Origin of the sequence: Methylosinus sp. C49 (assembly GCF_009936375.1) — a bacterium.
In the GTDB taxonomy this organism is placed as follows: domain Bacteria; phylum Pseudomonadota; class Alphaproteobacteria; order Rhizobiales; family Beijerinckiaceae; genus Methylosinus.
In genome coordinates this window covers 98745-116556 of record NZ_AP022332.1, presented here as the reverse complement: position 1 = coordinate 116556, position 17812 = coordinate 98745, and the positions used below count along the sequence as shown (strand labels likewise).

Annotated in this window: 22 protein-coding genes; 7 read left to right on the top strand and 15 right to left on the bottom strand. The window is 66.0% G+C overall.

The features are described from left to right. Positions 1 to 151 precede the first annotated feature (151 nt). Entirely contained in the window at positions 152 to 835 is a 684-nt protein-coding gene (locus tag GYH34_RS00535) for a type 1 glutamine amidotransferase domain-containing protein (RefSeq protein ID WP_161911891.1), read from the top strand. Positions 836 to 919: 84 nt separating this feature from the next. Here the strand turns inward: GYH34_RS00535 and GYH34_RS00530 are convergent, their stop codons facing one another. From GYH34_RS00530 to GYH34_RS00500, 7 genes are all read right to left on the bottom strand, one after another. Then, positions 920 to 2227 carry a folylpolyglutamate synthase/dihydrofolate synthase family protein gene (locus GYH34_RS00530; protein ID WP_161911890.1) on the bottom strand — a complete coding sequence of 436 codons (1308 nt, stop codon included), beginning with the start codon at positions 2225 to 2227 and terminating at the stop codon, positions 920 to 922. 19 nt (positions 2228 to 2246) lie between these two features. Continuing rightward, the gene (gene accD / locus GYH34_RS00525) at positions 2247 to 3107 is read right to left on the bottom strand and encodes an acetyl-CoA carboxylase, carboxyltransferase subunit beta (protein WP_161911889.1); all 861 of its coding nucleotides are present in this window, start codon (positions 3105 to 3107) and stop codon (positions 2247 to 2249) included. Next, entirely contained in the window at positions 3104 to 4000 is an 897-nt protein-coding gene (gene trpA, locus GYH34_RS00520) for a tryptophan synthase subunit alpha (protein WP_161911888.1), read from the bottom strand. Before trpA ends, accD begins: the two co-directional genes overlap by 4 nt. Positions 4001 to 4052: 52 nt before the next feature. Next, positions 4053 to 4385 (bottom strand): type II toxin-antitoxin system PemK/MazF family toxin, encoded by a 333-nt coding sequence (locus GYH34_RS00515; protein ID WP_018266890.1) that lies wholly within the window; start codon positions 4383 to 4385, stop codon positions 4053 to 4055. Continuing rightward, positions 4385 to 4636 (bottom strand): antitoxin, encoded by a 252-nt coding sequence (locus GYH34_RS00510; protein WP_161911887.1) that lies wholly within the window; start codon positions 4634 to 4636, stop codon positions 4385 to 4387. Before GYH34_RS00510 ends, GYH34_RS00515 begins: the two co-directional genes overlap by 1 nt. Positions 4637 to 4694: 58 nt before the next feature. Further along, the gene (gene trpB, locus GYH34_RS00505; protein WP_161911886.1) at positions 4695 to 5942 is read right to left on the bottom strand and encodes a tryptophan synthase subunit beta; all 1248 of its coding nucleotides are present in this window, start codon (positions 5940 to 5942) and stop codon (positions 4695 to 4697) included. A 73-nt stretch (positions 5943 to 6015) separates the two neighbouring features. Next, the gene (locus GYH34_RS00500; RefSeq protein ID WP_161911885.1) at positions 6016 to 6663 is read right to left on the bottom strand and encodes a phosphoribosylanthranilate isomerase; all 648 of its coding nucleotides are present in this window, start codon (positions 6661 to 6663) and stop codon (positions 6016 to 6018) included. A 236-nt stretch (positions 6664 to 6899) separates the two neighbouring features. On the opposite strand from GYH34_RS00500, the gene hpnH reads away from it, so the two are divergent. Continuing rightward, positions 6900 to 8051 carry an adenosyl-hopene transferase HpnH gene (gene hpnH, locus GYH34_RS00495; RefSeq protein ID WP_161911884.1) on the top strand — a complete coding sequence of 384 codons (1152 nt, stop codon included), beginning with the start codon at positions 6900 to 6902 and terminating at the stop codon, positions 8049 to 8051. Here hpnH and GYH34_RS00490 read toward each other — a convergent pair. The 4 genes from GYH34_RS00490 to GYH34_RS00475 form a co-directional block, all read right to left on the bottom strand. Next, entirely contained in the window at positions 7992 to 8702 is a 711-nt protein-coding gene (locus GYH34_RS00490; RefSeq protein ID WP_024878542.1) for a phosphorylase, read from the bottom strand. The genes hpnH and GYH34_RS00490 overlap by 60 nt on opposite strands. Before the next feature lie 7 nt (positions 8703 to 8709). Further along, positions 8710 to 10674: a squalene--hopene cyclase gene (shc, locus tag GYH34_RS00485; protein WP_161911883.1), complete on the bottom strand. Its 1965-nt coding sequence runs from the start codon at positions 10672 to 10674 to the stop codon at positions 8710 to 8712. 76 nt (positions 10675 to 10750) lie between these two features. Next, positions 10751 to 11050 (bottom strand): helix-turn-helix transcriptional regulator, encoded by a 300-nt coding sequence (locus GYH34_RS00480; RefSeq protein ID WP_161911882.1) that lies wholly within the window; start codon positions 11048 to 11050, stop codon positions 10751 to 10753. A 9-nt stretch (positions 11051 to 11059) separates the two neighbouring features. Continuing rightward, positions 11060 to 11536 (bottom strand): hypothetical protein, encoded by a 477-nt coding sequence (locus tag GYH34_RS00475; RefSeq protein ID WP_161911881.1) that lies wholly within the window; start codon positions 11534 to 11536, stop codon positions 11060 to 11062. Between the two features lie 159 nt (positions 11537 to 11695). On the opposite strand from GYH34_RS00475, the gene GYH34_RS00470 reads away from it, so the two are divergent. The 3 genes from GYH34_RS00470 to GYH34_RS00460 all read left to right on the top strand — a co-directional run bounded on the left by GYH34_RS00470 (position 11696) and on the right by GYH34_RS00460 (position 13895). Beyond that, entirely contained in the window at positions 11696 to 12067 is a 372-nt protein-coding gene (locus GYH34_RS00470) for a Rieske (2Fe-2S) protein (RefSeq protein WP_142864263.1), read from the top strand. Between the two features lie 91 nt (positions 12068 to 12158). Next, complete coding sequence (locus GYH34_RS00465) at positions 12159 to 12911, top strand: hypothetical protein (RefSeq protein ID WP_161911880.1); 753 nt, start codon at positions 12159 to 12161, stop codon at positions 12909 to 12911. A 99-nt stretch (positions 12912 to 13010) separates the two neighbouring features. Further along, on the top strand, positions 13011 to 13895 hold the full coding sequence (locus GYH34_RS00460; protein ID WP_161911879.1) for a hypothetical protein: 885 nt from the start codon (positions 13011 to 13013) through the stop codon (positions 13893 to 13895). A 46-nt stretch (positions 13896 to 13941) separates the two neighbouring features. On the opposite strand, the gene rpsD is transcribed toward GYH34_RS00460, so the two are convergent. From rpsD to GYH34_RS00445, 3 genes are all read right to left on the bottom strand, one after another. Continuing rightward, entirely contained in the window at positions 13942 to 14559 is a 618-nt protein-coding gene (gene rpsD / locus GYH34_RS00455) for a 30S ribosomal protein S4 (RefSeq protein ID WP_036294280.1), read from the bottom strand. A 315-nt stretch (positions 14560 to 14874) separates the two neighbouring features. Beyond that, positions 14875 to 15246 carry a hypothetical protein gene (locus GYH34_RS00450; RefSeq protein WP_024878549.1) on the bottom strand — a complete coding sequence of 124 codons (372 nt, stop codon included), beginning with the start codon at positions 15244 to 15246 and terminating at the stop codon, positions 14875 to 14877. 136 nt (positions 15247 to 15382) lie between these two features. After that, on the bottom strand, positions 15383 to 16231 hold the full coding sequence (locus tag GYH34_RS00445; protein ID WP_161911878.1) for a hypothetical protein: 849 nt from the start codon (positions 16229 to 16231) through the stop codon (positions 15383 to 15385). Between the two features lie 284 nt (positions 16232 to 16515). Between GYH34_RS00445 and GYH34_RS00440 the strand changes: the two genes are divergently transcribed. Beyond that, the gene (locus tag GYH34_RS00440; RefSeq protein WP_161911877.1) at positions 16516 to 16821 is read left to right on the top strand and encodes a hypothetical protein; all 306 of its coding nucleotides are present in this window, start codon (positions 16516 to 16518) and stop codon (positions 16819 to 16821) included. Positions 16822 to 16834: 13 nt separating this feature from the next. On the opposite strand, the gene GYH34_RS00435 is transcribed toward GYH34_RS00440, so the two are convergent. Then, entirely contained in the window at positions 16835 to 17080 is a 246-nt protein-coding gene (locus GYH34_RS00435) for a hypothetical protein (protein ID WP_161911876.1), read from the bottom strand. Between the two features lie 237 nt (positions 17081 to 17317). Here GYH34_RS00435 and GYH34_RS00430 point away from each other — a divergent pair, with 237 nt between their 5' ends. Beyond that, positions 17318 to 17794 carry a MarR family transcriptional regulator gene (locus GYH34_RS00430; protein ID WP_161911875.1) on the top strand — a complete coding sequence of 159 codons (477 nt, stop codon included), beginning with the start codon at positions 17318 to 17320 and terminating at the stop codon, positions 17792 to 17794. The last annotated feature ends 18 nt before the right edge of the window (positions 17795 to 17812 follow it).

Here is a 17812-nt window from a genome sequence, read left to right as displayed (position 1 = left end):
CGGCCCGCGGCGGGAGAGGCAGGACGCTTGTGGAGCAATTTCTTCCGAAATCCAAGTGGCGCCGCAGGCGAATTCGAGTGGGCGCCCGCGGGCGGGCTCCTTATCTTCCGGCGAGCGCTTGCGCGAAAAAGCGAGACGACGGAGCGGCCCCATGAAAATTCTCATCGTGCTCACATCGCATGATCGGCTCGGCGACACCGGCCGCAAGACCGGCTTCTGGCTGGAAGAGCTCGCCGCCCCTTATTACGCCTTCCAGGACGCTGGGGCGACGATCACGCTGGCCTCGCCGAAGGGCGGCCAGCCGCCGCTCGACCCCAAGAGCAATGAGCCGGATTTCCAGACCGACCTCACGCGACGCTTCGAGGCCGATGCGGCGGCGAAGGCGCAGCTCGCGCAGACGGTCCCGCTCGCCGACGCCCGCCAGGAGGATTTCGACACTGTGTTCTACCCCGGCGGCCATGGTCCGCTCTGGGATCTCGCGGAGGATGCGCATTCGATCGCGCTGCTCGAATCCTTCATCCGCGCGGGAAAGCCGATCGCCCTCGTCTGCCATGCGCCGGGCGTGCTGCGTCATGTGAGCGCGCCGGACGGACGGCCGCTGGTCGCGGGCAAAAAGGTGACGGGCTTCGCCAATAGCGAGGAGGAGGCCGTGGGTCTCACCGGGGTCGTGCCGTTTCTGGTGGAGGACGAGCTGCGCGCCAAGGGCGGGCTGTTCTCGAAAGGCGCCGATTGGGCGCCTTATGTGGTCGAGGACGGATTGCTGATTACCGGGCAGAATCCGGCCTCCTCCGGTCCGGCCGCCCACAAGCTGCTGGAAGCGCTCGCGAAAGGGTGACGCTCTTTCCGGCGCGGACCCTCATCCGACCCGGCTTCGCCGGGCCACCTTCTCCCGCAAGCGGGAGAAGGGAGAGGCGCCGCCTCACTCTATGACGGAGCCGTTCAGCGCCAGCACGCCGGCGGCGAGATAGAGCGAGCCGGCGATCAATATGCGCGGCGGGACCGCATAGCTGCGCTGCGCGATGATCGCCAGCGCCTCCTCGACGCTCTGCGCGGCCGCCGACCTCATGCCCTCGGCGCAGGCCAGGGCGGCGATCTCTTCCGGCGGCCAGCTCTTGTGCTCGCCCTCGACCGGCACGGCGACGACCTCGCCGGCGAGGCCGACGAAATGCTTTATCAGCGCGCGAATGTCCTTCGTCACCTGCGCGCCGCAGACGAAGACCAGCGGCCGGGCGTTCTTCTCCTCGAATTGCGCCATGGCCTCGGCGAGCACGCGGCCGCCGTCGTCATTGTGGCCGCCGTCGAGCCAGACTTCCGAGCCCGGCGGAACCAGATCCGCCACCCGCCCGCGCGAGAGCAATTGCAGCCGCGCCGGCCATTCGGCGCGGGTGAGGCCCGCCTCGATATGCTCGGCGCCGATGTGCGGCGCGACGGCGCGCAGCGCGGCTATGGCGCCGGCGGCGTTGGCTTGCTGATGGCGGCCGGGCAGGCGCGGCAGCGGCAGATCGAGCAGACCGCGCTCGTCCTCATAGACGAAGCGGCCGTTCTCCTCGCGAATGTGGAAATCCTCGCCCGCGATGGAGAGCGGCGCGCCGACGCGCCGCGCCTCGCGCTCCAGGACGTCGCGGGCGCCGTCATGCTGCTGAAAGCCGATGATCGCGGGCGCGCCGCGCTTCAAAATGCCGGCTTTCTCATAGGCGATCTTCTCGATCGTATCGCCCAGAAACTCGGGATGGTCGCGCGATATGGAAGTGATGATCGTGGCTTTGGGGCTCTCGATCACATTGGTCGAATCATAGCGCCCGCCGAGGCCCGTCTCCAGCAGCAGCCAATCGGCAGGCTCCTCGGCGAAAAGGGTGAAGGCGGCGACGGTGGTGATCTCGAAGAAGGTCACGGGCCGCTGGCCATTGGCGCGCTCGCAATCCTCCAGCGCCTTTTGCAGGCGGGCGTCGTCCACCAGCGTTCCGGCGAGGCGGATGCGCTCGTTGAAGCGCAAGAGATGCGGCGAGGTGTAGACATGCGCGCGCTGTCCGGCGGCCTCCAGAATGGCGCGCAGAAAGGCCAGCGTCGAGCCTTTGCCATTGGTGCCGGCGACATGGATGATCGGCGGCAGCCGGCGCTCGGGATGGCCCATTTCGGCCAGCAGCCATTCGGTCCGTCCGAGCGACAGATCGATCTTCTTGGGATGAAGGTCCAGCAAGCGCGTCAGAATCGCGTCGCGCTGATCCATGATATCTGCTTTCGTTCCGTCAAGCCGCGCGGCGCGGCGCTTTGGTCAGCAGCGCGCAGAGCCGGGCCAGCGTCTCGCGCATTTCCGTGCGCGGCACCACCATATCCACCATGCCATGGTCGCGCAGATATTCGGCGCGCTGAAAACCCTCGGGCAGCTTCTCGCGAATCGTCTGCTCGATGACGCGCGCGCCGGCGAAGCCGATGATCGCGCCGGGCTCGGCGATGTGAATGTCGCCCAGCATGGCGTAGGAGGCGGTGACGCCGCCTGTCGTCGGATTGGTGAGCACGACGATATAGGGCAGGCGCGCCTCGCGCAGGCGACGCACGGCGATTGTGGTGCGCGGCATCTGCATCAGCGAGAACATGCCCTCCTGCATGCGCGCGCCGCCGGAGGCGGTGAAGATGATGAAGGGCGTGCGCTTCTCTATGGCGTGAGTCATGCCGGCGATGATCGCCTCGCCGGCCGCCATGCCGAGCGAGCCGCCCATGAACTCGAAGTCCTGCACGGCGACGGTGACGGCCGCGCCCTCGAGCTTGCCATAGGCGATGGTCACAGCGTCCTGATGGCCAGTCTTGAGCCGATATTCCTTGATCTTGTCGACATAGCGCTTGATGTCGCGGAACTTCAGCGGATCGCTCGGAACATCCGGCGTCGGCACCACTTCGTGCTCGCCATTGTCGAAGAGGCCGGCGAGCCGCGCCTCCACCGGAATGCGCATGTGATAGCCGGAGCCCGGCACGACATAGAGATTGTCCTCAATGTCCTTGTGGAACACCAGCTGGCCGCTCTCCGGGCATTTGACCCAGGCGTTCTCCGGCGCCTCGCGCTTGATGAGGGCTTTGATCTTGGGCGGAACGACGTTGGAATACCAGTTCATGACCAAAGCCTCGCGATCGCTCCCAGGGCGCCTTTCAACGAGAAGGGCTCGTCCTTCTTCGCCTCTTGCGCCCGCGCGCCGCGCACGCCGCGGGAGAGATCGGCGACGAGGCTCGTCACCGCCTCCACCGTCCGCGGACCGGCGCGATTTTCCGCGTCGAGCGATTTCGCCAGCGCATCGACCAGCGCCGAGCCGACCACCACGCCATCGGCGTAACGCGCGATCGCGGCGGCGTTTTCCGCCGTCTTGACGCCGAAGCCGACGGCGATGGGCAGAGGCGTGCTGCGCTTGATGCGCGCGACCGCCTCCGACACGCCGGAATAATCCGAGAGCGCCGCGCCGGTGATGCCGGTGAGCGACACATAATAGACGAATCCACTCGTGTTTTCGAGCACTTTGGGCAGGCGCTTGTCGTCCGTGGTGGGCGTCGCCAGGCGGATGAAGTTCAGCCCCGCCGCGCGCGCCGGCAGGCACAGCTCGGCGTCTTCCTCCGCCGGAAGATCGACGATGATGAGCCCATCGACGCCGGCCGCCTTCGCCTCCTCGAGGAAGGCGGGCACGCCATGCACATAGACGGGGTTGTAATAGCCCATCAGCACGATCGGCGTCGCCTGATCCTGCGCGCGGAAGGCGCGGACCAGATCGAGCGTCTTATTGAGCGTCATCCCCGCATGCAGCGCCCGGAGGCCGGCCGCCTGAATGGCGGGGCCGTCGGCCATGGGATCGGTGAAGGGAATGCCGAGCTCGATCAGATCCGCGCCGGCCCCGGGCAGGCTCTTGACGATCTCGCGCGAGGTCTCGAGGTCCGGGTCGCCGGCCATGACGAAGGTCACGAGGGCGGCGCGGCCCTCGGCGCGCAGGGCTTCGAAGCGGGCGTCGATGCGTGTGCTCATGGCCGCAGGCGATAGCATAGGGGAGGGCGAAGGGGAATGGCGGGGTGGGGCGTCATTCCAGCAATGTCGTGAGCCGGGCGATCACCTCATTGACGATATAGTCGGGAGCGCTCTCGAGCTTGCGGGCGCCGCGGGCGCGAAGATCTAGCGTCCGGGCCTGATCGCAGCGGACGACGCCATCGGTCGAAAGTCCGCTGCCCGTGAGCGGAACCGTGAAGCCGGTTGCGCGAGCGAAGCCGCCCCCGCCGGTGATCGGCACGCAGAGCGGCGCCCCCGTGTGCCGGTTGAAGCGGCTCGCCGAAACGATCATCACGCAGCGGCGGCCTTTTTGCTCACGGCCTTCGGTCGGATCGAGATCGACGAGGTAGATGTCGCCTCGATCCATCAGAGAAGTTCGCGGCCGATGGGCGGCGAATTCATCCAAGCTTCGTCCTGGTCGGAGACAGAGGGGGCCTCTTCGGACAAAAGCTCGTCGAGCGAATAGCGGCGATGGGGTTGCGGCTCGACGATCAGGCGCCCGCCCTCGACCGAAAGGCCGACGGTCGATTCGGCCGCGAGCTCGAGCGCGTTGAGCATGGCGGGCGGAACCGCCACCATGATCGAGCCGCCGACTTTTCGTAGCTTGGCCGTCTGCATCGTCGTTGCCCTTTTAGATTATATAAAAATATAACCCTAGCCGGACCCGCCGACAAGCTCACATCCCGCCCAAATGCTCCGCCACGGCGAAAATATCCTTGTCGCCGCGTCCGCACAGATTCATCACCATGATGTGATCCTGCGGCTTCTGCGGCGCCAGCTCGATCACCTTGGCCAGCGCATGGGAGGGTTCCAGCGCGGGGATGATGCCCTCGAGCTTGGAGCAGAGCTGGAAGGCGGCGAGCGCCTCCTTGTCGGTGGCCGAGAGATAGGTCACGCGGCCGATGTCACGCAGCCAGGAATGCTCCGGGCCGATGCCCGGATAGTCGAGGCCGGCGGAAATGGAATGGCCCTCGAGAATCTGGCCGTCGTCGTCCATCAGCAGATAGGTGCGGTTGCCATGCAGCACGCCGGGCCGGCCGCCGGCGAGCGAGGCGGCGTGGCCGTTCTCGACGTCCAGCCCGTGGCCGGCGGCCTCGACGCCGTAAATCTCGACCGAAGCGTCGTCGAGGAAGGGGTGGAACAGGCCGATGGCGTTGGAGCCGCCGCCGATGCAGGCGACCAGCGAATCGGGAAGCCGCCCTTCCGCCTCGAGCATTTGCGCCTTCGCCTCATTGCCGATCACCGATTGGAAATCGCGCACCATGGCCGGGTAGGGATGCGGGCCGGCGGCGGTGCCGATGCAATAGAAAGTGTCGGCGACATTGGTGACCCAGTCGCGCAGCGCCTCGTTCATCGCGTCTTTCAGCGTGCGCGCGCCAGACTGCACCGGGCGGACCTCGGCGCCCAGCATCTTCATGCGGAAGACATTGGGCTTTTGCCGCTCGACATCGACCGCGCCCATATAGACGACGCAATCGAGGCCGAAGCGCGCGCAGGCGGTGGCGGTGGCGACGCCATGCTGGCCGGCGCCCGTCTCGGCGATGATGCGCTTTTTGCCCATGCGGCGGGCGAGCAGAATCTGGCCGAGCACATTGTTGATCTTATGCGCGCCGGTGTGGTTCAGCTCGTCGCGCTTGAAATAGATTTTGGCGCCGCCCTCGCCGCCGACCGCCGCCGTGAGGCCACGCAAATATTCGGTCATGCGCTCGGCGTAATAGAGCGGGCTCGGCCGGCCGACATAATGTTTCAGCAGACTGTCCAGCTCGGCCTGAAAGGAGGGGTCGGCCTTGGCCTCCCCATAGGCGCGCTCGAGGTCGAGGATCAGCGGCATCAAGGTCTCGGCGACGAAGCGGCCGCCGAACAGGCCGAAGCGGCCATTCTCGTCCGGGCCGTTGCGGAAGGAATTGGGGGTCTGCTCGTTCACTGTCGGTCCTCCTCGCCTCGGCTGCGGCGCACTCTTAGACCCTCCGCCGCTCCGATGAAAGCGGCGTAGATCGTCAGACAGATGCGCCGCGCGCCGCCCCGACGAAAGCCGCGATCTTCGCCTCGTCCTTCACGCCGCGCTCGCGTTCCACGCCGGACGACACATCCACCGCCGGCGCGCTGGTAAGCCGCAGCGCCTCCGTCACATTGGCGGGGTCGAGACCGCCGGAGAGCATCCAATCGCCTTCGCTATAGCCGCGCAGCAGCTCCCAATCGAAGACGGTCCCGGCCCCGCCGGGGACGGCGGCGTTCGGCGCGGGCTTGGCGTCGAAGAGGAGAATGTCGGCGACCTCTCGAAAGGCCGCGGCGCTGGCGACATCCGCGGCGCCGGCGACGCCGATCGCCTTGATGACCGGCAGGCCAAAACGCGCCTTCACGGCGGCGACGCGCTCGGGCGTCTCCGCTCCGTGCAATTGCAGAAGGTCCGGCGCGAGGGCGGCGACGATGGCGTCGAGCGCGGAATCGTCGGCGTCGACGGTGAGCGCCACTTTGCGAATGCGTCCCTGCGTGATCCGGCCGAGTTCTCGCGCCGTCCCGAGCGTGATGTGGCGCGGGCTTTTCTCGAAGAAGACGAAGCCGGCCATATCCGCGCCGGCGGCGATCGTCGCCTCGAGCGTCAGCAGGGTGGACAAGCCGCAGATTTTGACGATCACGTCGGCCAAGCTTCCCTCTCGCGGCTTCCGTAACGGGGCGGCGACCCTATCATGATCCGCTCGGGCCTGAAAAACGCCATATCCTCGGGTTGAAGTCGCCGCAGCCGGCGATCTCGGCCGCCGGTTTGCGCAGTCGAGCTTTCGTGTTAGACGACACGTTCCGACGCTGTGTTTGTCGCGCGTCGAAGCCGGGCGGCCGCAGCGCCGCTCTGTCGAAGAGCCGGTCCCTGGAAGGAACAGCTTTCTTGTCCATTCCGCTTCGCTACATCATGTCGATCGGGGGCTATATCCTCCGCCAGCATCTCGCCGGCCGGAAGCGCTATCCGCTGGTGCTGATGCTCGAGCCGCTGTTTCGCTGCAATCTCGCTTGCGCCGGCTGCGGCAAGATCGACTACCCGGACCATATTCTCGATAAGCGCCTCTCGGCGGAGGATTGCCTCGCCTCGGTGGACGAATGCGGCGCGCCGGTCGTCGTGATCGCGGGCGGCGAGCCGCTGCTGCACAAGGAGCTGCCGCAGATCGTGCAGGGCATAATGGCGCGCAAGAAATTCGCCATCGTCTGCACCAATGCGCTGCTGCTCGCCAAAAAGATCGATCAGTATAAGCCGAGCCCTTATTTCACCTGGTCGATCCATCTCGATGGCGACGAGGAGATGCATGATCGCGCGGTGAGCCAGACCGGCGTCTACAAGCGCGCCGTCGAGGCGATCAAGCTGGCGAAGTCGAAAGGCTTCCGCGTCACCATCAACAGCACCTTCTTCCAGGACGCCGATCCGGCCCGCGTCGCCGATTTCTTCGACGAGGTGAAGCGCATAGGCATAGACGGCATGACAGTGTCGCCGGGCTACGCCTATGAGCGCGCGCCCAATCAGGCGCATTTCCTCAATCGCGCGCGCACCAAGGAGCTGTTCCGCGGCATTCTGAAGCGCGGACGCGGCGGACGCGACTGGGCCTTCGTGCAGTCGGGCCTGTTCCTCGACTTTCTGGCGGGCAATCAGAGCTATCATTGCACGCCCTGGGGCAATCCGGCGCGCACCGTCTTCGGCTGGCAGCGCCCCTGCTATCTCCTGGGCGAGGGCTATGTCCCGACCTTCAAGCAGCTGATGGACGAGACCGATTGGGATTCATACGGCGTCGGCAATTATGAGAAATGCGCCGATTGCATGGTCCATTGCGGCTTCGAGGCCACGGCCGTGAAGGACGCCGTCGCGCGTCCGTGGAAGGCGGCGCTGGTCGCTCTGCGCGGCGTGAGGACGGAAGGCGATTTCGCGCCCGACATCTCGCTCGAGAAGCAGCGGCCGGCGCAATATGTCTTCGACGAGAATGTCGCGACTCTGTCAGAGCTCCGAGAGGCCGAGGCTAAGGAGCGGGCCGAGAAGACGCCCACAGCGGCCTAAGGTCGCCGATGATTTGCGAAAGTCCAGACCGGCGAGAATGAGATCGCCGATCTGGCGCGGCTCGCGGGCGAGATCGCGAAACACCGCGCGGAAATCGACGCCGCCGTCCGGCGTGACGGCGGAGGTGGCCAGCGGCGGCAGCGCCCGCGCCGCCGGATCATTGACCACGCGCACCACGGCCAGCGGCAGGCGCCGGCGCTCGGCGAATTCCGCGGCGATATGCGTCTCCATATCGACGACGGCGGCGCCGGTCCTCTTGCGCAGCGCGGCTTTGGCCTTGGGGTCGAGCACGGGCGCCTCGACGCCGGCGATGACGCCCGAGACGATCTTGCCGCCCGAGGCGCCGAGACCTTCGCTCAATATGGACGACAGCTCGGCGCTCGTCTCATAGCGCTTGCTCTCGGCGACGACCGAGGCGCCGATGACGACGTCGCCCGGCCGCAGCGCCGGATCGAGCCCGCCCGCTATGCCGAAGCTGACGACGCCGGCGAGCGCGAAGCCCTGCGTGCGCTCGAGCGCGGCGCGCAGGCCCTCTGTGTCGGCGCCGCTGCAAATCGGCACCAGACCTTCGCCCTCGGCGCAGGCGCGCTCGCTGAGCAGCCCCGTGATGATGAGGAAGCGCGGGGGCTCCACCTCATCCGGGCCGTCCAAGCGACGATTAGAGTCCGGTCTGGACAATTTTGCTGTTGCCCCTCTCGAGGTTACGATAGCGCGCGAGCGCCCACAGCGGGAAGAATTTCGCGTAGCCGTGATAGCGCAGATAGAAGACGCGCGGGAAGCCCGTGGCGGTGTAGCGCTCCTCCTTCCACAGCCCATCCGCATCCTGATTGGCCTGCAGATAGGCTATGCCGCGGGCGACCGCGGGATGGCCGACCTCGCCCGCCGCCATCAGCGCCAGCACGCCCCAGGCCGTCTGCGAGGGAGTGCTCGGCGCTTTCTCATAGCCGCGATAGTCGAGCTTGTAGCTGTCTCCATCCTCGCCCCAGCCGCCGTCCTCGTTCTGGATCGCGACGAGCCAATCGACGGCGCGGCGCATGGCGCGATGTTCCGGCTTCAGCCCGGCGGCGTTGAGCGCGCAGAGCGTCGACCAGGTCCCGTATATATAGTTCATTCCCCAGCGGCCGAACCAGCTGCCGTCCGGCTCCTGCTCGGCGAGGAGATAATCGACGCCGGCTTTCATGCAGGGGCTGGTCTCGATCGTGTCGCCGAGCTGCGCCAGCATGGAGACGCAGCGGGCCGAGACGTCCGAGGTCGGCGGATCGAGCAGCGCGCCATGATCGGCGAAGGGAATGTGGTTGAGATAATAATATTCATTGTCGGCGTCGAAGGCGCCCCAGCCGCCATTCTTGCTCTGCAGCCCCTCGACCCATTCGCGCGCGCGGGCGATGCGCTCGTCATAGGGACGCTCGGCGCTGCCGGCGGTGGAACGATCCATCGCCGTCACCACCACGGCGGTGTCGTCGACATCCGGGTAATAGGCGTTGGCGTATTGGAAGGCCCAGCCGCCGGGGCGCACATTCGGCCGCTGCACGGCCCAATCACCCTTCACATCCAGCACTTGCAAGGGCGCCAGCCAATCGAGGCCGGCGCGGGCGCGGGCCTCCTCCGCCTCGCCGCCGACCTCGAGCAGCGTGTGGCAGGCGAGCGCCGTGTCCCACACGGGCGAGACGCAGGGCTGGCAATAGGCCTCGTCTTCCTTGACGACGAGCAGACGCTCGATCGATTCGCGCGCGAGCCGGATGCGCTCGTCATCGGCGGGGACGCCGAGAACCTCATACATCAGCAGGCTGTTGACCATGGCCGGAAAGATGGCGCCGAGACCGTCGACGCCGTTCAGCCGCGCGGTGACGAAGGCCTCCGCCGCCTTTATCGCGCGCTGGCGCGGGCCTTTGGGAAAATAAGGATCGGCCGCGCGCAGCATCCTGTCGATCGCGCCGAACATCGCGACCAGCGCCGGATGCTGATGCGCGCCTGTCGGCCATTTCTTCACTTGCTCCGGCGGCGTGGTGAACAGCTCGTCGATATGCACGCCGAGCCGATTGACGGCCTGCGGCTTCAACGTCTGCAGCACCAGCAGCGGCACGAGGACGGTGCGGCCCCAATAGGAGATCTTGTCGGTATGGAAGGGAAACCATTTCGGCAGCAGCATGATCTCCACCGGCATGGCCGGCACGCCGCGCCAGGGAATCTCGCCATAGAGCGCCAGCAGCGCGCGTGTGAAGACATTCGTGCGCGCGGCGCCGCCATGGCTGAGGATCGCCTCGCGCGCCCGCTTCATATGCGGCGCGTCAATGTCGTCGCCGATCATCTTCAGCGCGAAATAGGCCTTCACGCTGGCGCTCATATCGAAAGCGCCGTCGCGGAACAAAGGCCAGCCGCCATGCGCGCCTTGAATGCGACGCAGATAGGCGGCGATCTTGCCCTCGAGCGCGTGATCGATCGGCTCGTCGCGGAAATGACGCATCAGCACATATTCGGCGGGAATCGTGGCGTCGGCCTCGAGCTCGAAGCACCAATGGCCGTCGCCTTTGGCGAGCGCGCGCAACGCGCCGGACGCGCGCGCGATGCTCTGGTCGAGCGCGTCGTCGCGCTTCGGCTCGATCGCAAGGGCGGTCGCGGTCATATTTTCGCGCTCCTTCGCAGCTCGGTCATCACGATCCTTTCGTTTCTCGCTTTTCCAATAGAATGGTCGATCCGCGTCACAGACGCGCGACGCGCAGAGCCGGAGCCTCCGCCCCGTTCGGCGGCTTGACGACGATCTCGACGTCCTGCCCCAGCGCCACCAGAAAACGCAGCAGACGCTCGACCGAGAATTGGCGCAAATCGCCACGCAGCATTTTGGAGACGTCCGGCTGCTTGACGCCGAGCAGGCCCGCGGCCTCCACCTGCTTCAAGCCGCGCTCCTTCATCAGCCGGCCGATCTTGCCGATGAGCTGCGCTTTGAGCGCGTTTTCGGCGCCGCAGGGCGAGGCTTCATAAGTCTCAGGACGATCCCGCATCTTCGTCGCTCAGTGCAGGAAAAGCTTGTAGAAGAGGGCGACCTCGAATGCGAGGGTGAAGCCGAGCATCCATTTTACCAACGCGAATTCGCCGTCGAGACGGGTAATCTTCATGTCGAGCCGGTGATCGGCTGCGTCGATCTTCGAGCCGAGACTATGTTCTAAGCTGTCAATTCTCCCGCCGAGCTCGTGCTTTGCAGCCTCGAGGTCGGACTTCGCGCTGTCGATGCGCGCGCCGAGCTCGGACTTCACGCCACCGATCTGTGCGCCGAGCTCGTGCTTTGCAGCCTCGAGGTCGGACTTCACGCTGTCGATGCGCGCGCCGAGCTCGGACTTCACGCCACCGATCTGTGTGCCGAGCTCGTGCTTCGCCGCCTCGAGATCGGCCTTGGTGGCCGCCTGCGAGTCGATGAGTTCGGCGAGCGCCGTCACTTGCTCCGTCGAGAAGCCGGCTGCTTGGAGCTTCAAGATTGCCGATGCGCTCATCTCGCCGCGGGTCTCCGTCTGATATTCCTCTCGTTCAATATGGTGATCTAACCATATCGTCAAGCGTCGGATCAGGCTGGCTCATCGCTTGCTACCCGTTTTCACGGGTCCGCTCCGGGTCGCACGGAGCGTGGATGTTTGTTCGAAAGGGGTCAGCCCATGGACGATCTGTTTGTGATTTGTCGCACAGGCCACATAGAGGACGGCCAAGCCCATGGCTTTGTCCTGATGCGCGCCTATGACAACGGCGACACCAATCCGTGGCCGATCCTCATCACCCGCAAGGGCAATAATTTCTACGGCTTCGAGAACTCCTGCCCGCATGAGCAGATGCGTCTCGACACCTCGCCCGGCAATTTCCTCGACGAGTCGGGCAATTTCATCGAATGCGGGCGGCATCACGCCCAATTCGATCTCGACACCGGCCATTGCTTCATCGGCCCGTGCCAAGGCGGAAAGCTGACGCCTCTCTCGCTCGTGATCGACGATGGCGACGTCTGCATCACCGGCGTGATGCTGGCGGACGAGTGAGGACGGGCGCCGCGCCCGAGAGAGGGGCTCAGGCGCGAGCGCCCAAGCATAGACCTGGGACAGCAAAGACTGGGGACAGGAAGGATATTCCATGACGGACATGGCGGAACTGCAAAAGCGCAAGCAGCCTCTCAATCTGGCGATCGTCTATGTCGATCCCGACGCCTTCATCGCCAATTATGTGGGCTGGCTGGAGATCACGACCTTCATCACCGCGCTGCGCGCCGGCGATGTGACGGTTCCCGCCGACGGCGTCACGCCCAAGCTCACGGACCAGCAATTGAAGGCCGCTGCGGCGGTGACTTACGGCGGCGACGCGGTCTTCGCCTTCTTCATGACGGCCGCGCTCAAGGGCGACAAGGCGGCCGCCGACAAGGTCGAGGCGGCGCTCACCGAGGCCATGGGCAAGGATTTCCCCGGCTCGACCTCGCTATGGGCCTTCCGCACGCCGATGGACCCGCCCATCAGCCTCGAGGATCACGTCGGCGCCGCCGGCAAGAAGATGCTGCTCGGCGACATTCCGCCGCCGCCCATGCGCGCCAAGGAGAATTGGAACGCGGGCATTCGCTTCTTCGAAGCTGCGCGCAAATCCAATTTCGTCCATGAGATCATGTATCCACTGGCGCTGTGGAGCCGCGAGCGCTGGACGGAGACGCTGGAGAAGGGCATTTCCTTCCTCACCCATATCGAGGACAATGTCCCCGTGCTGCGCGAGGTGCTCGAGGAAAAGCGCAATGATCAGGCATTCGTCGCCAATCTGCTGCTGAAATTGGCGCCCGCCATCGATCAAGAGCTGACCGAGGATATGGAGGGCTTTCTGCGCTCCCTCGCCCGCCGCAATTGAGCGGGCGTGAGCGCGGCGTATGACGTCCTGTCATACGCCGCCGCTAGCCTCGCCTGCTCCCGATTCGCCGCCGGCGACGGGAGATGTGGGGAGGCCGTCATGAATAATTCGCCGCTGCTCGTCTCGGTGACGATAGAGCCCAAGCTCGAACGCGATTGGGAGGAACTCGTCGAGGCGCTCGCGCGGCTGTCCGCCGGCGCGCCCGGACTGCGCGTCTCCGATTTGGATGTGATCGGCGGAACACAGGCGCTGCTCGAGGCGGCGAGCGAGGAGGGGCTGCGCGACATTGTCGCGCGCTTCCAGGAGCTGTCGCCCGTCGAGGCGATCATCGGCCCGCCGCGCGTCGCTTATCGCGAGCGCCTGTCGCGGCGCCAGGAAATCGATTTCACCCATAAGCGGCCCGGCCAATACGCCCGCGTGAAGCTCGTCTTCGACACGGATGGCGCGGGCGGCGAGATTTTCGAGAATCGTGCGCCGGAGAGTTCCGTTCCGGCGGAATTCGTCGATGGCGTGGAGCGCGGAATCGTCTCTGTGGTGGAGAGCGGCGTCATTCTCGGCCGACCGGTGGTGGAGCTGAAAGCGGCCCTGGTGGACGGCGCCGGGCATGGCTCGGATTCGTCGGTGCTGGCCTTCGAGATCGCCGCGCGCGCCGCGACGCGGGAGGCTCTGGCCAAAAGCAGCGAATTGCTCGAGCCGATCATGAGCGTCGAGACAGTCGCGCCCAATGACATTGCGGAAGCGGTGATCGAAGATTTGCGCGGCCGGCGCGCGCAGGCTCTGAAGGCGGAGCAGGGCGACGAGACCACGCGGATCACGGCGACCGCGCCGCTCGCGGAACTGCTGGGCTATGGGGATGCGCTGAGCGCGCTGGCCAAAGGGCGCGCGAGCCATAAACTGCGCTTCGGCCATTATGCGCCGATTGCGCCCGAGGACGATACGCCCTTCCGCCCCGCGGCCTCCGCTCGCCCCAGCGCCACGGCCTGACGATAGAGATACGCCGGCCCGAAAGCTCCGGGCCGGCGAATGTCGATCAGCGCGAGTAGAACTCGATGACCAGATTCGGCTCCATCTGCACCGGATAGGGCACTTCAGAGGGCAGCGGGATGCGCGTGAGCTTGGCCGTCAGCTTCTGATGGTCGACCTCGTAATACTCCGGCACGTCGCGCTCGGCGAGGCCGACCGCCTCGAGGACGATGACGAGCTGACGCGAGCTCTCCTTCACCTCGACGACGTCGCCCGGCTTCACCAGATAGGATGGAATGTTCACCCGGCGGCCATTCACCTTGATGTGGCCGTGGTTGATGAACTGCCGCGAGGCGAAGACGGTCGGCACGAATTTGGCGCGATAGACCACGGCGTCGAGACGGCGCTCGAGCAGGCCGATCAGATTGTCTCCCGAGTCGCCCTTCAGCCGGATGGCCTCCGCATAATATTTGCGGAACTGCTTCTCGGAGATATTGCCGTAATAGCCCTTGAGCTTCTGCTTGGCCTTGAGCTGCGTGCCGAAGTCGGAGGGCTTGCCCTTGCGGCGCTGGCCGTGCTGGCCGGGTCCGTATTCGCGACGGTTCACCGGGCTCTTCGGGCGGCCCCAGATGTTCTGTCCGAGACGGCGATCGATTTTATATTTGGCTTCGGCGCGTTTCGTCACTTGCCGGCGTCCTCTTCCTTTTCGCAGCCTCGTAAAAGCGCGAAAACGAGACGCCGCGCTCAGCCTCGGTCAGAGGCGAGCGTCGCCGAACCACGTTCCCGCGCGACGAGGCGTGCCTCTCGCGTCAAAAGAACGCGCCCTCCTCTGCCGGAAACCGGCCGACAGGCCGCTCAGGAGCGGCCACGGGTGCGGGCCGGCGAAGGTTTCCCCGCGCCGGACCGGGGGTGATTATCCGCGCGAGCGGAGGAAGTCAAGAAAAAGGCCGGCTCGCGAAGCGCGGGCCGGCCGAAAAAGCGAAGCCGAGAGGCGAGGGGCTCAGGGCCACCAGATCGGCGCGATGCCGTCGCGATAGGGCAGAACCTCGAAGCGGCGGCGGTTCGGCAGCGTCTCCTGCATGAACCAGCTGCGCTGATTGTCCTCCATCGGCTGATAGGCGAAATAGGTGGCTTCCACCATGTAGCGATTGGTCGAGCCGACCGGGACGACCGGGCCGGGATCGAGCCAGCTGCGGCGCGGAACCACCAGCGGCTGGCGCACATAGGGGATGGGGCCGGTCGCCACGACGATTCCCTCCGCGGGAATGAAATGACGATGCGCGGAGCGATGCGTTTTGGCGAGCGCCTCGCCCGCCGTCGCGAGGGCGAGAAGGCAGGCGAGTCCGGCCGACAAACTGACGAAATGACGCATCCTCATCTCCTGATTCCGATATCGACAGGATCATAACCAATCACGTCGCCGAGCGATACCGGCGGTCGCGAATGGCGCCTCATGAAAGCTGAAAGCGGTCCGACGAAAGCGCCGGATCGCCCCTAGGTAGACGCGCTCAATGGCGCGCCGCGCGCTTTTTCGCGGCGGGCTTGGCGGGCTCGCCGTCGCTCGCGGGCGCGGCGGCGAGGCAGCCCGGCCCCTCCGTCTTGGGGAAGGAGCGGGCCAGCGCCTTGTTGTCCCCGGCGGGCAGATAATAGATGCGGTCGAGCAGGCAGCCCATGGCGCGGCGGTCGATCGGCTTGGCGCCGGCGCCGCAGGCGATGCCGGCGATCTCCATCGACAGGCTGGCGTTGACGAGGCGCATGGCGAGGCAGCTGCGCTCGCCCGCCGCCGCGGCCGCGACGCCGCCCTCGCGCAGCGACAATTTGATCTCCGCCGCCTCGAAGGCGCCGGCGCGCGTCACCAGCGGCGTCGGCTGGCCGATGCGGACGACGCCGAGGCCGGCCTGGGCGGCGTGGCGCGCCACATCCAGGAAGAAGTCGGAATTGCCGAGCTTCTCGCCGGCGGGCTGGAGAATATCGAGCCGCAGATAGGGACGGCCCGTGTCGAAGGCGCCGAAGGCGTGCGTCTCCTGGCGGCCGCCCGAGGGAAGCGGCTGATCGAAGGTGATCTTCGGATCCTTGTCGATCTCCGGCGCCTCGAGACGAAAGGCGGCGACGCGCTCCGCGGGGGCCGCGGGCGCAGAGGCAGGCGCATTTGCGTAGCTGGGCGCGGCGCTCGCCTTTGGCGCGGCGGCCGGCGCGATCGCGGCCTCCTGCGACGGCGCGCGGACGAAGGCGAGCGCGGCCAGCAGCACCAGAAGCGCCGCGACGCCCATCGACACTGCGGCGAGATTGCCGAGCGGACGCGCCCTCAGCGGGCCGGAGGCATAGGGGAGGTCATCGCCGGACGCCGACAGACTCATGACTCTACTCCAACCGCCCGTCTCGAGCGGGCTTTACACATTACAATCGGGCCGAAAGTCCCGAAAAAGACTTATCTGGCCCCGAACATTGGCGTTAAGCGTAAACATTCCGTTGAACATAGTCGCGTTTTCGCTTTTCGACGCGCCGCGGGCGCGGCTGCGGGCGGCGCGCCCAAGGCCTCGGGCCAAACTTCGGCCAAGAAGCTCCGAAAGAGAGAGGAGGTCAGATACGAAGATCAGCGCGACACGAGGTCGCTCTTATCCTGCAATATCGAGGAAACAGCATGAAGATTCTCGTAACGGCGGCCGTTGTCACCTTGGTCTCTTTTCCGGCATGCGCCGAAAAGGTCGCCGTCGGCTGCCAGCTGGTGTCGCAATACAGCGAAGATCAAGTCGGTTATCTTCTCGGCGAGGCGCGCTCGGTCATCGGCGATCAGGAAACCAATCGCATCTATGGCCATTACGTCAGCCTGCGCAGCGCCTGCCAATATGACGGCAACGCCACCCGCGTGGTAAATCTCCCGCCCGCCTTGCGCGATCTTCTCGCCCAGAACGGCGTCGACATCCGCCGTTTCGCGCGGCGCATGTGAGCCGCGAGCGCCTTCAGTGACGGCGGCCGCGCTTCTTGGCGGCCGCGGCCCCTTGTATCTGCGCCTTGCAGGCGCGGCTGAGCCCGCCGAAATTGGCCTTCAGGCAGCTTTCCACCGCCGCGGCGTCCGGCACATAGCGCTCGCAGAATTTATAGGCGTCGTCCGTGCAGGCCGAGCGCTGGCGGGCCGACCCGCGCTGCGCGGCGTCGGCCGAGGCCGCGCAGATCAGCAAGAATGTGCAAGCCAATAGCAGCCTCATTCCCGTCATCCTCCCTTTGTCGCTCAGCCGTGATGGCTGGGATCGTCTCGGCGCCGAATTGCCATAATTACGATAGGCGCGATTGCGCGAGCGGCAATCGGCTCCTGCCCTCATCCTAAATAGGGCCGAAATTTTCTTCCGAAGGGCGGAGGCGGCTCGGGCGGGGCTTGAATTCGGCGCGCCGCATCTATTTAATAAGCATGCTCATCAAAAGCACTGCTATAGAAAGCGCGCCTAATGCCCTCGCCGCCGCCGACCACCTTCTGCTTTCTGCTGCATGACGCAGCGCGGCTGATGCGCAAGCGGTTCGAGCAGAATGCCCGCGAATTGGGCCTGACGCGTGCGCAGACCCAGGCCCTGGCCTATCTGTCGCGCAATGAGGGCGTCAGCCAGTGCGTGCTCGCCGAAATGCTCGATCTCGAGCCGATCACGCTCGGCCGCACGGTCGATCGGCTGCAGGCGATGGGCCTGGTGGAGCGCCGGCCGCATGAATCCGACCGGCGCGTCTGGCTGCTGTTCCTCACCGAGGCGGCCTGGCCTGTCGTCGAGGCCATAGCGCCCATCTCCGAGGCGACCCGCCAGGAGGCGCTGGCCGGCGTCAGCGACGAGGATCGCGCGACATTGATGCGCGTGCTGGAGACGGCGCGCGGCAATCTGATCGAGAAAATGAGCTGCTCGACGAAAAAGCCGAAGGCGCGAAGCGCGGTCGGCTGACCGACGGTCCGCGGGGCG

Bases quoted from the DNA above. Each gene is read 5' to 3' on its own strand.
- GYH34_RS00535 (WP_161911891.1), top strand. From the start codon at position 152: ATGAAAATTCTCATCGTGCTCACATCGCATGATCGGCTCGGCGACACC.
- GYH34_RS00530 (WP_161911890.1), bottom strand. From the start codon at position 2,227: ATGGATCAGCGCGACGCGATTCTGACGCGCTTGCTGGACCTTCATCCC.
- accD (WP_161911889.1), bottom strand. From the start codon at position 3,107: ATGAACTGGTATTCCAACGTCGTTCCGCCCAAGATCAAAGCCCTCATC.
- trpA (WP_161911888.1), bottom strand. From the start codon at position 4,000: ATGAGCACACGCATCGACGCCCGCTTCGAAGCCCTGCGCGCCGAGGGC.
- GYH34_RS00515 (WP_018266890.1), bottom strand. From the start codon at position 4,385: ATGGATCGAGGCGACATCTACCTCGTCGATCTCGATCCGACCGAAGGC.
- GYH34_RS00510 (WP_161911887.1), bottom strand. From the start codon at position 4,636: ATGCAGACGGCCAAGCTACGAAAAGTCGGCGGCTCGATCATGGTGGCG.
- shc (WP_161911883.1), bottom strand. From the start codon at position 10,674: ATGACCGCGACCGCCCTTGCGATCGAGCCGAAGCGCGACGACGCGCTC.
- GYH34_RS00480 (WP_161911882.1), bottom strand. From the start codon at position 11,050: ATGCGGGATCGTCCTGAGACTTATGAAGCCTCGCCCTGCGGCGCCGAA.
- GYH34_RS00475 (WP_161911881.1), bottom strand. From the start codon at position 11,536: ATGAGCGCATCGGCAATCTTGAAGCTCCAAGCAGCCGGCTTCTCGACG.
- GYH34_RS00470 (WP_142864263.1), top strand. From the start codon at position 11,696: ATGGACGATCTGTTTGTGATTTGTCGCACAGGCCACATAGAGGACGGC.
- GYH34_RS00465 (WP_161911880.1), top strand. From the start codon at position 12,159: ATGACGGACATGGCGGAACTGCAAAAGCGCAAGCAGCCTCTCAATCTG.
- GYH34_RS00460 (WP_161911879.1), top strand. From the start codon at position 13,011: ATGAATAATTCGCCGCTGCTCGTCTCGGTGACGATAGAGCCCAAGCTC.
- GYH34_RS00450 (WP_024878549.1), bottom strand. From the start codon at position 15,246: ATGCGTCATTTCGTCAGTTTGTCGGCCGGACTCGCCTGCCTTCTCGCC.
- GYH34_RS00445 (WP_161911878.1), bottom strand. From the start codon at position 16,231: ATGAGTCTGTCGGCGTCCGGCGATGACCTCCCCTATGCCTCCGGCCCG.
- GYH34_RS00440 (WP_161911877.1), top strand. From the start codon at position 16,516: ATGAAGATTCTCGTAACGGCGGCCGTTGTCACCTTGGTCTCTTTTCCG.
- GYH34_RS00435 (WP_161911876.1), bottom strand. From the start codon at position 17,080: ATGAGGCTGCTATTGGCTTGCACATTCTTGCTGATCTGCGCGGCCTCG.
- GYH34_RS00430 (WP_161911875.1), top strand. From the start codon at position 17,318: ATGCCCTCGCCGCCGCCGACCACCTTCTGCTTTCTGCTGCATGACGCA.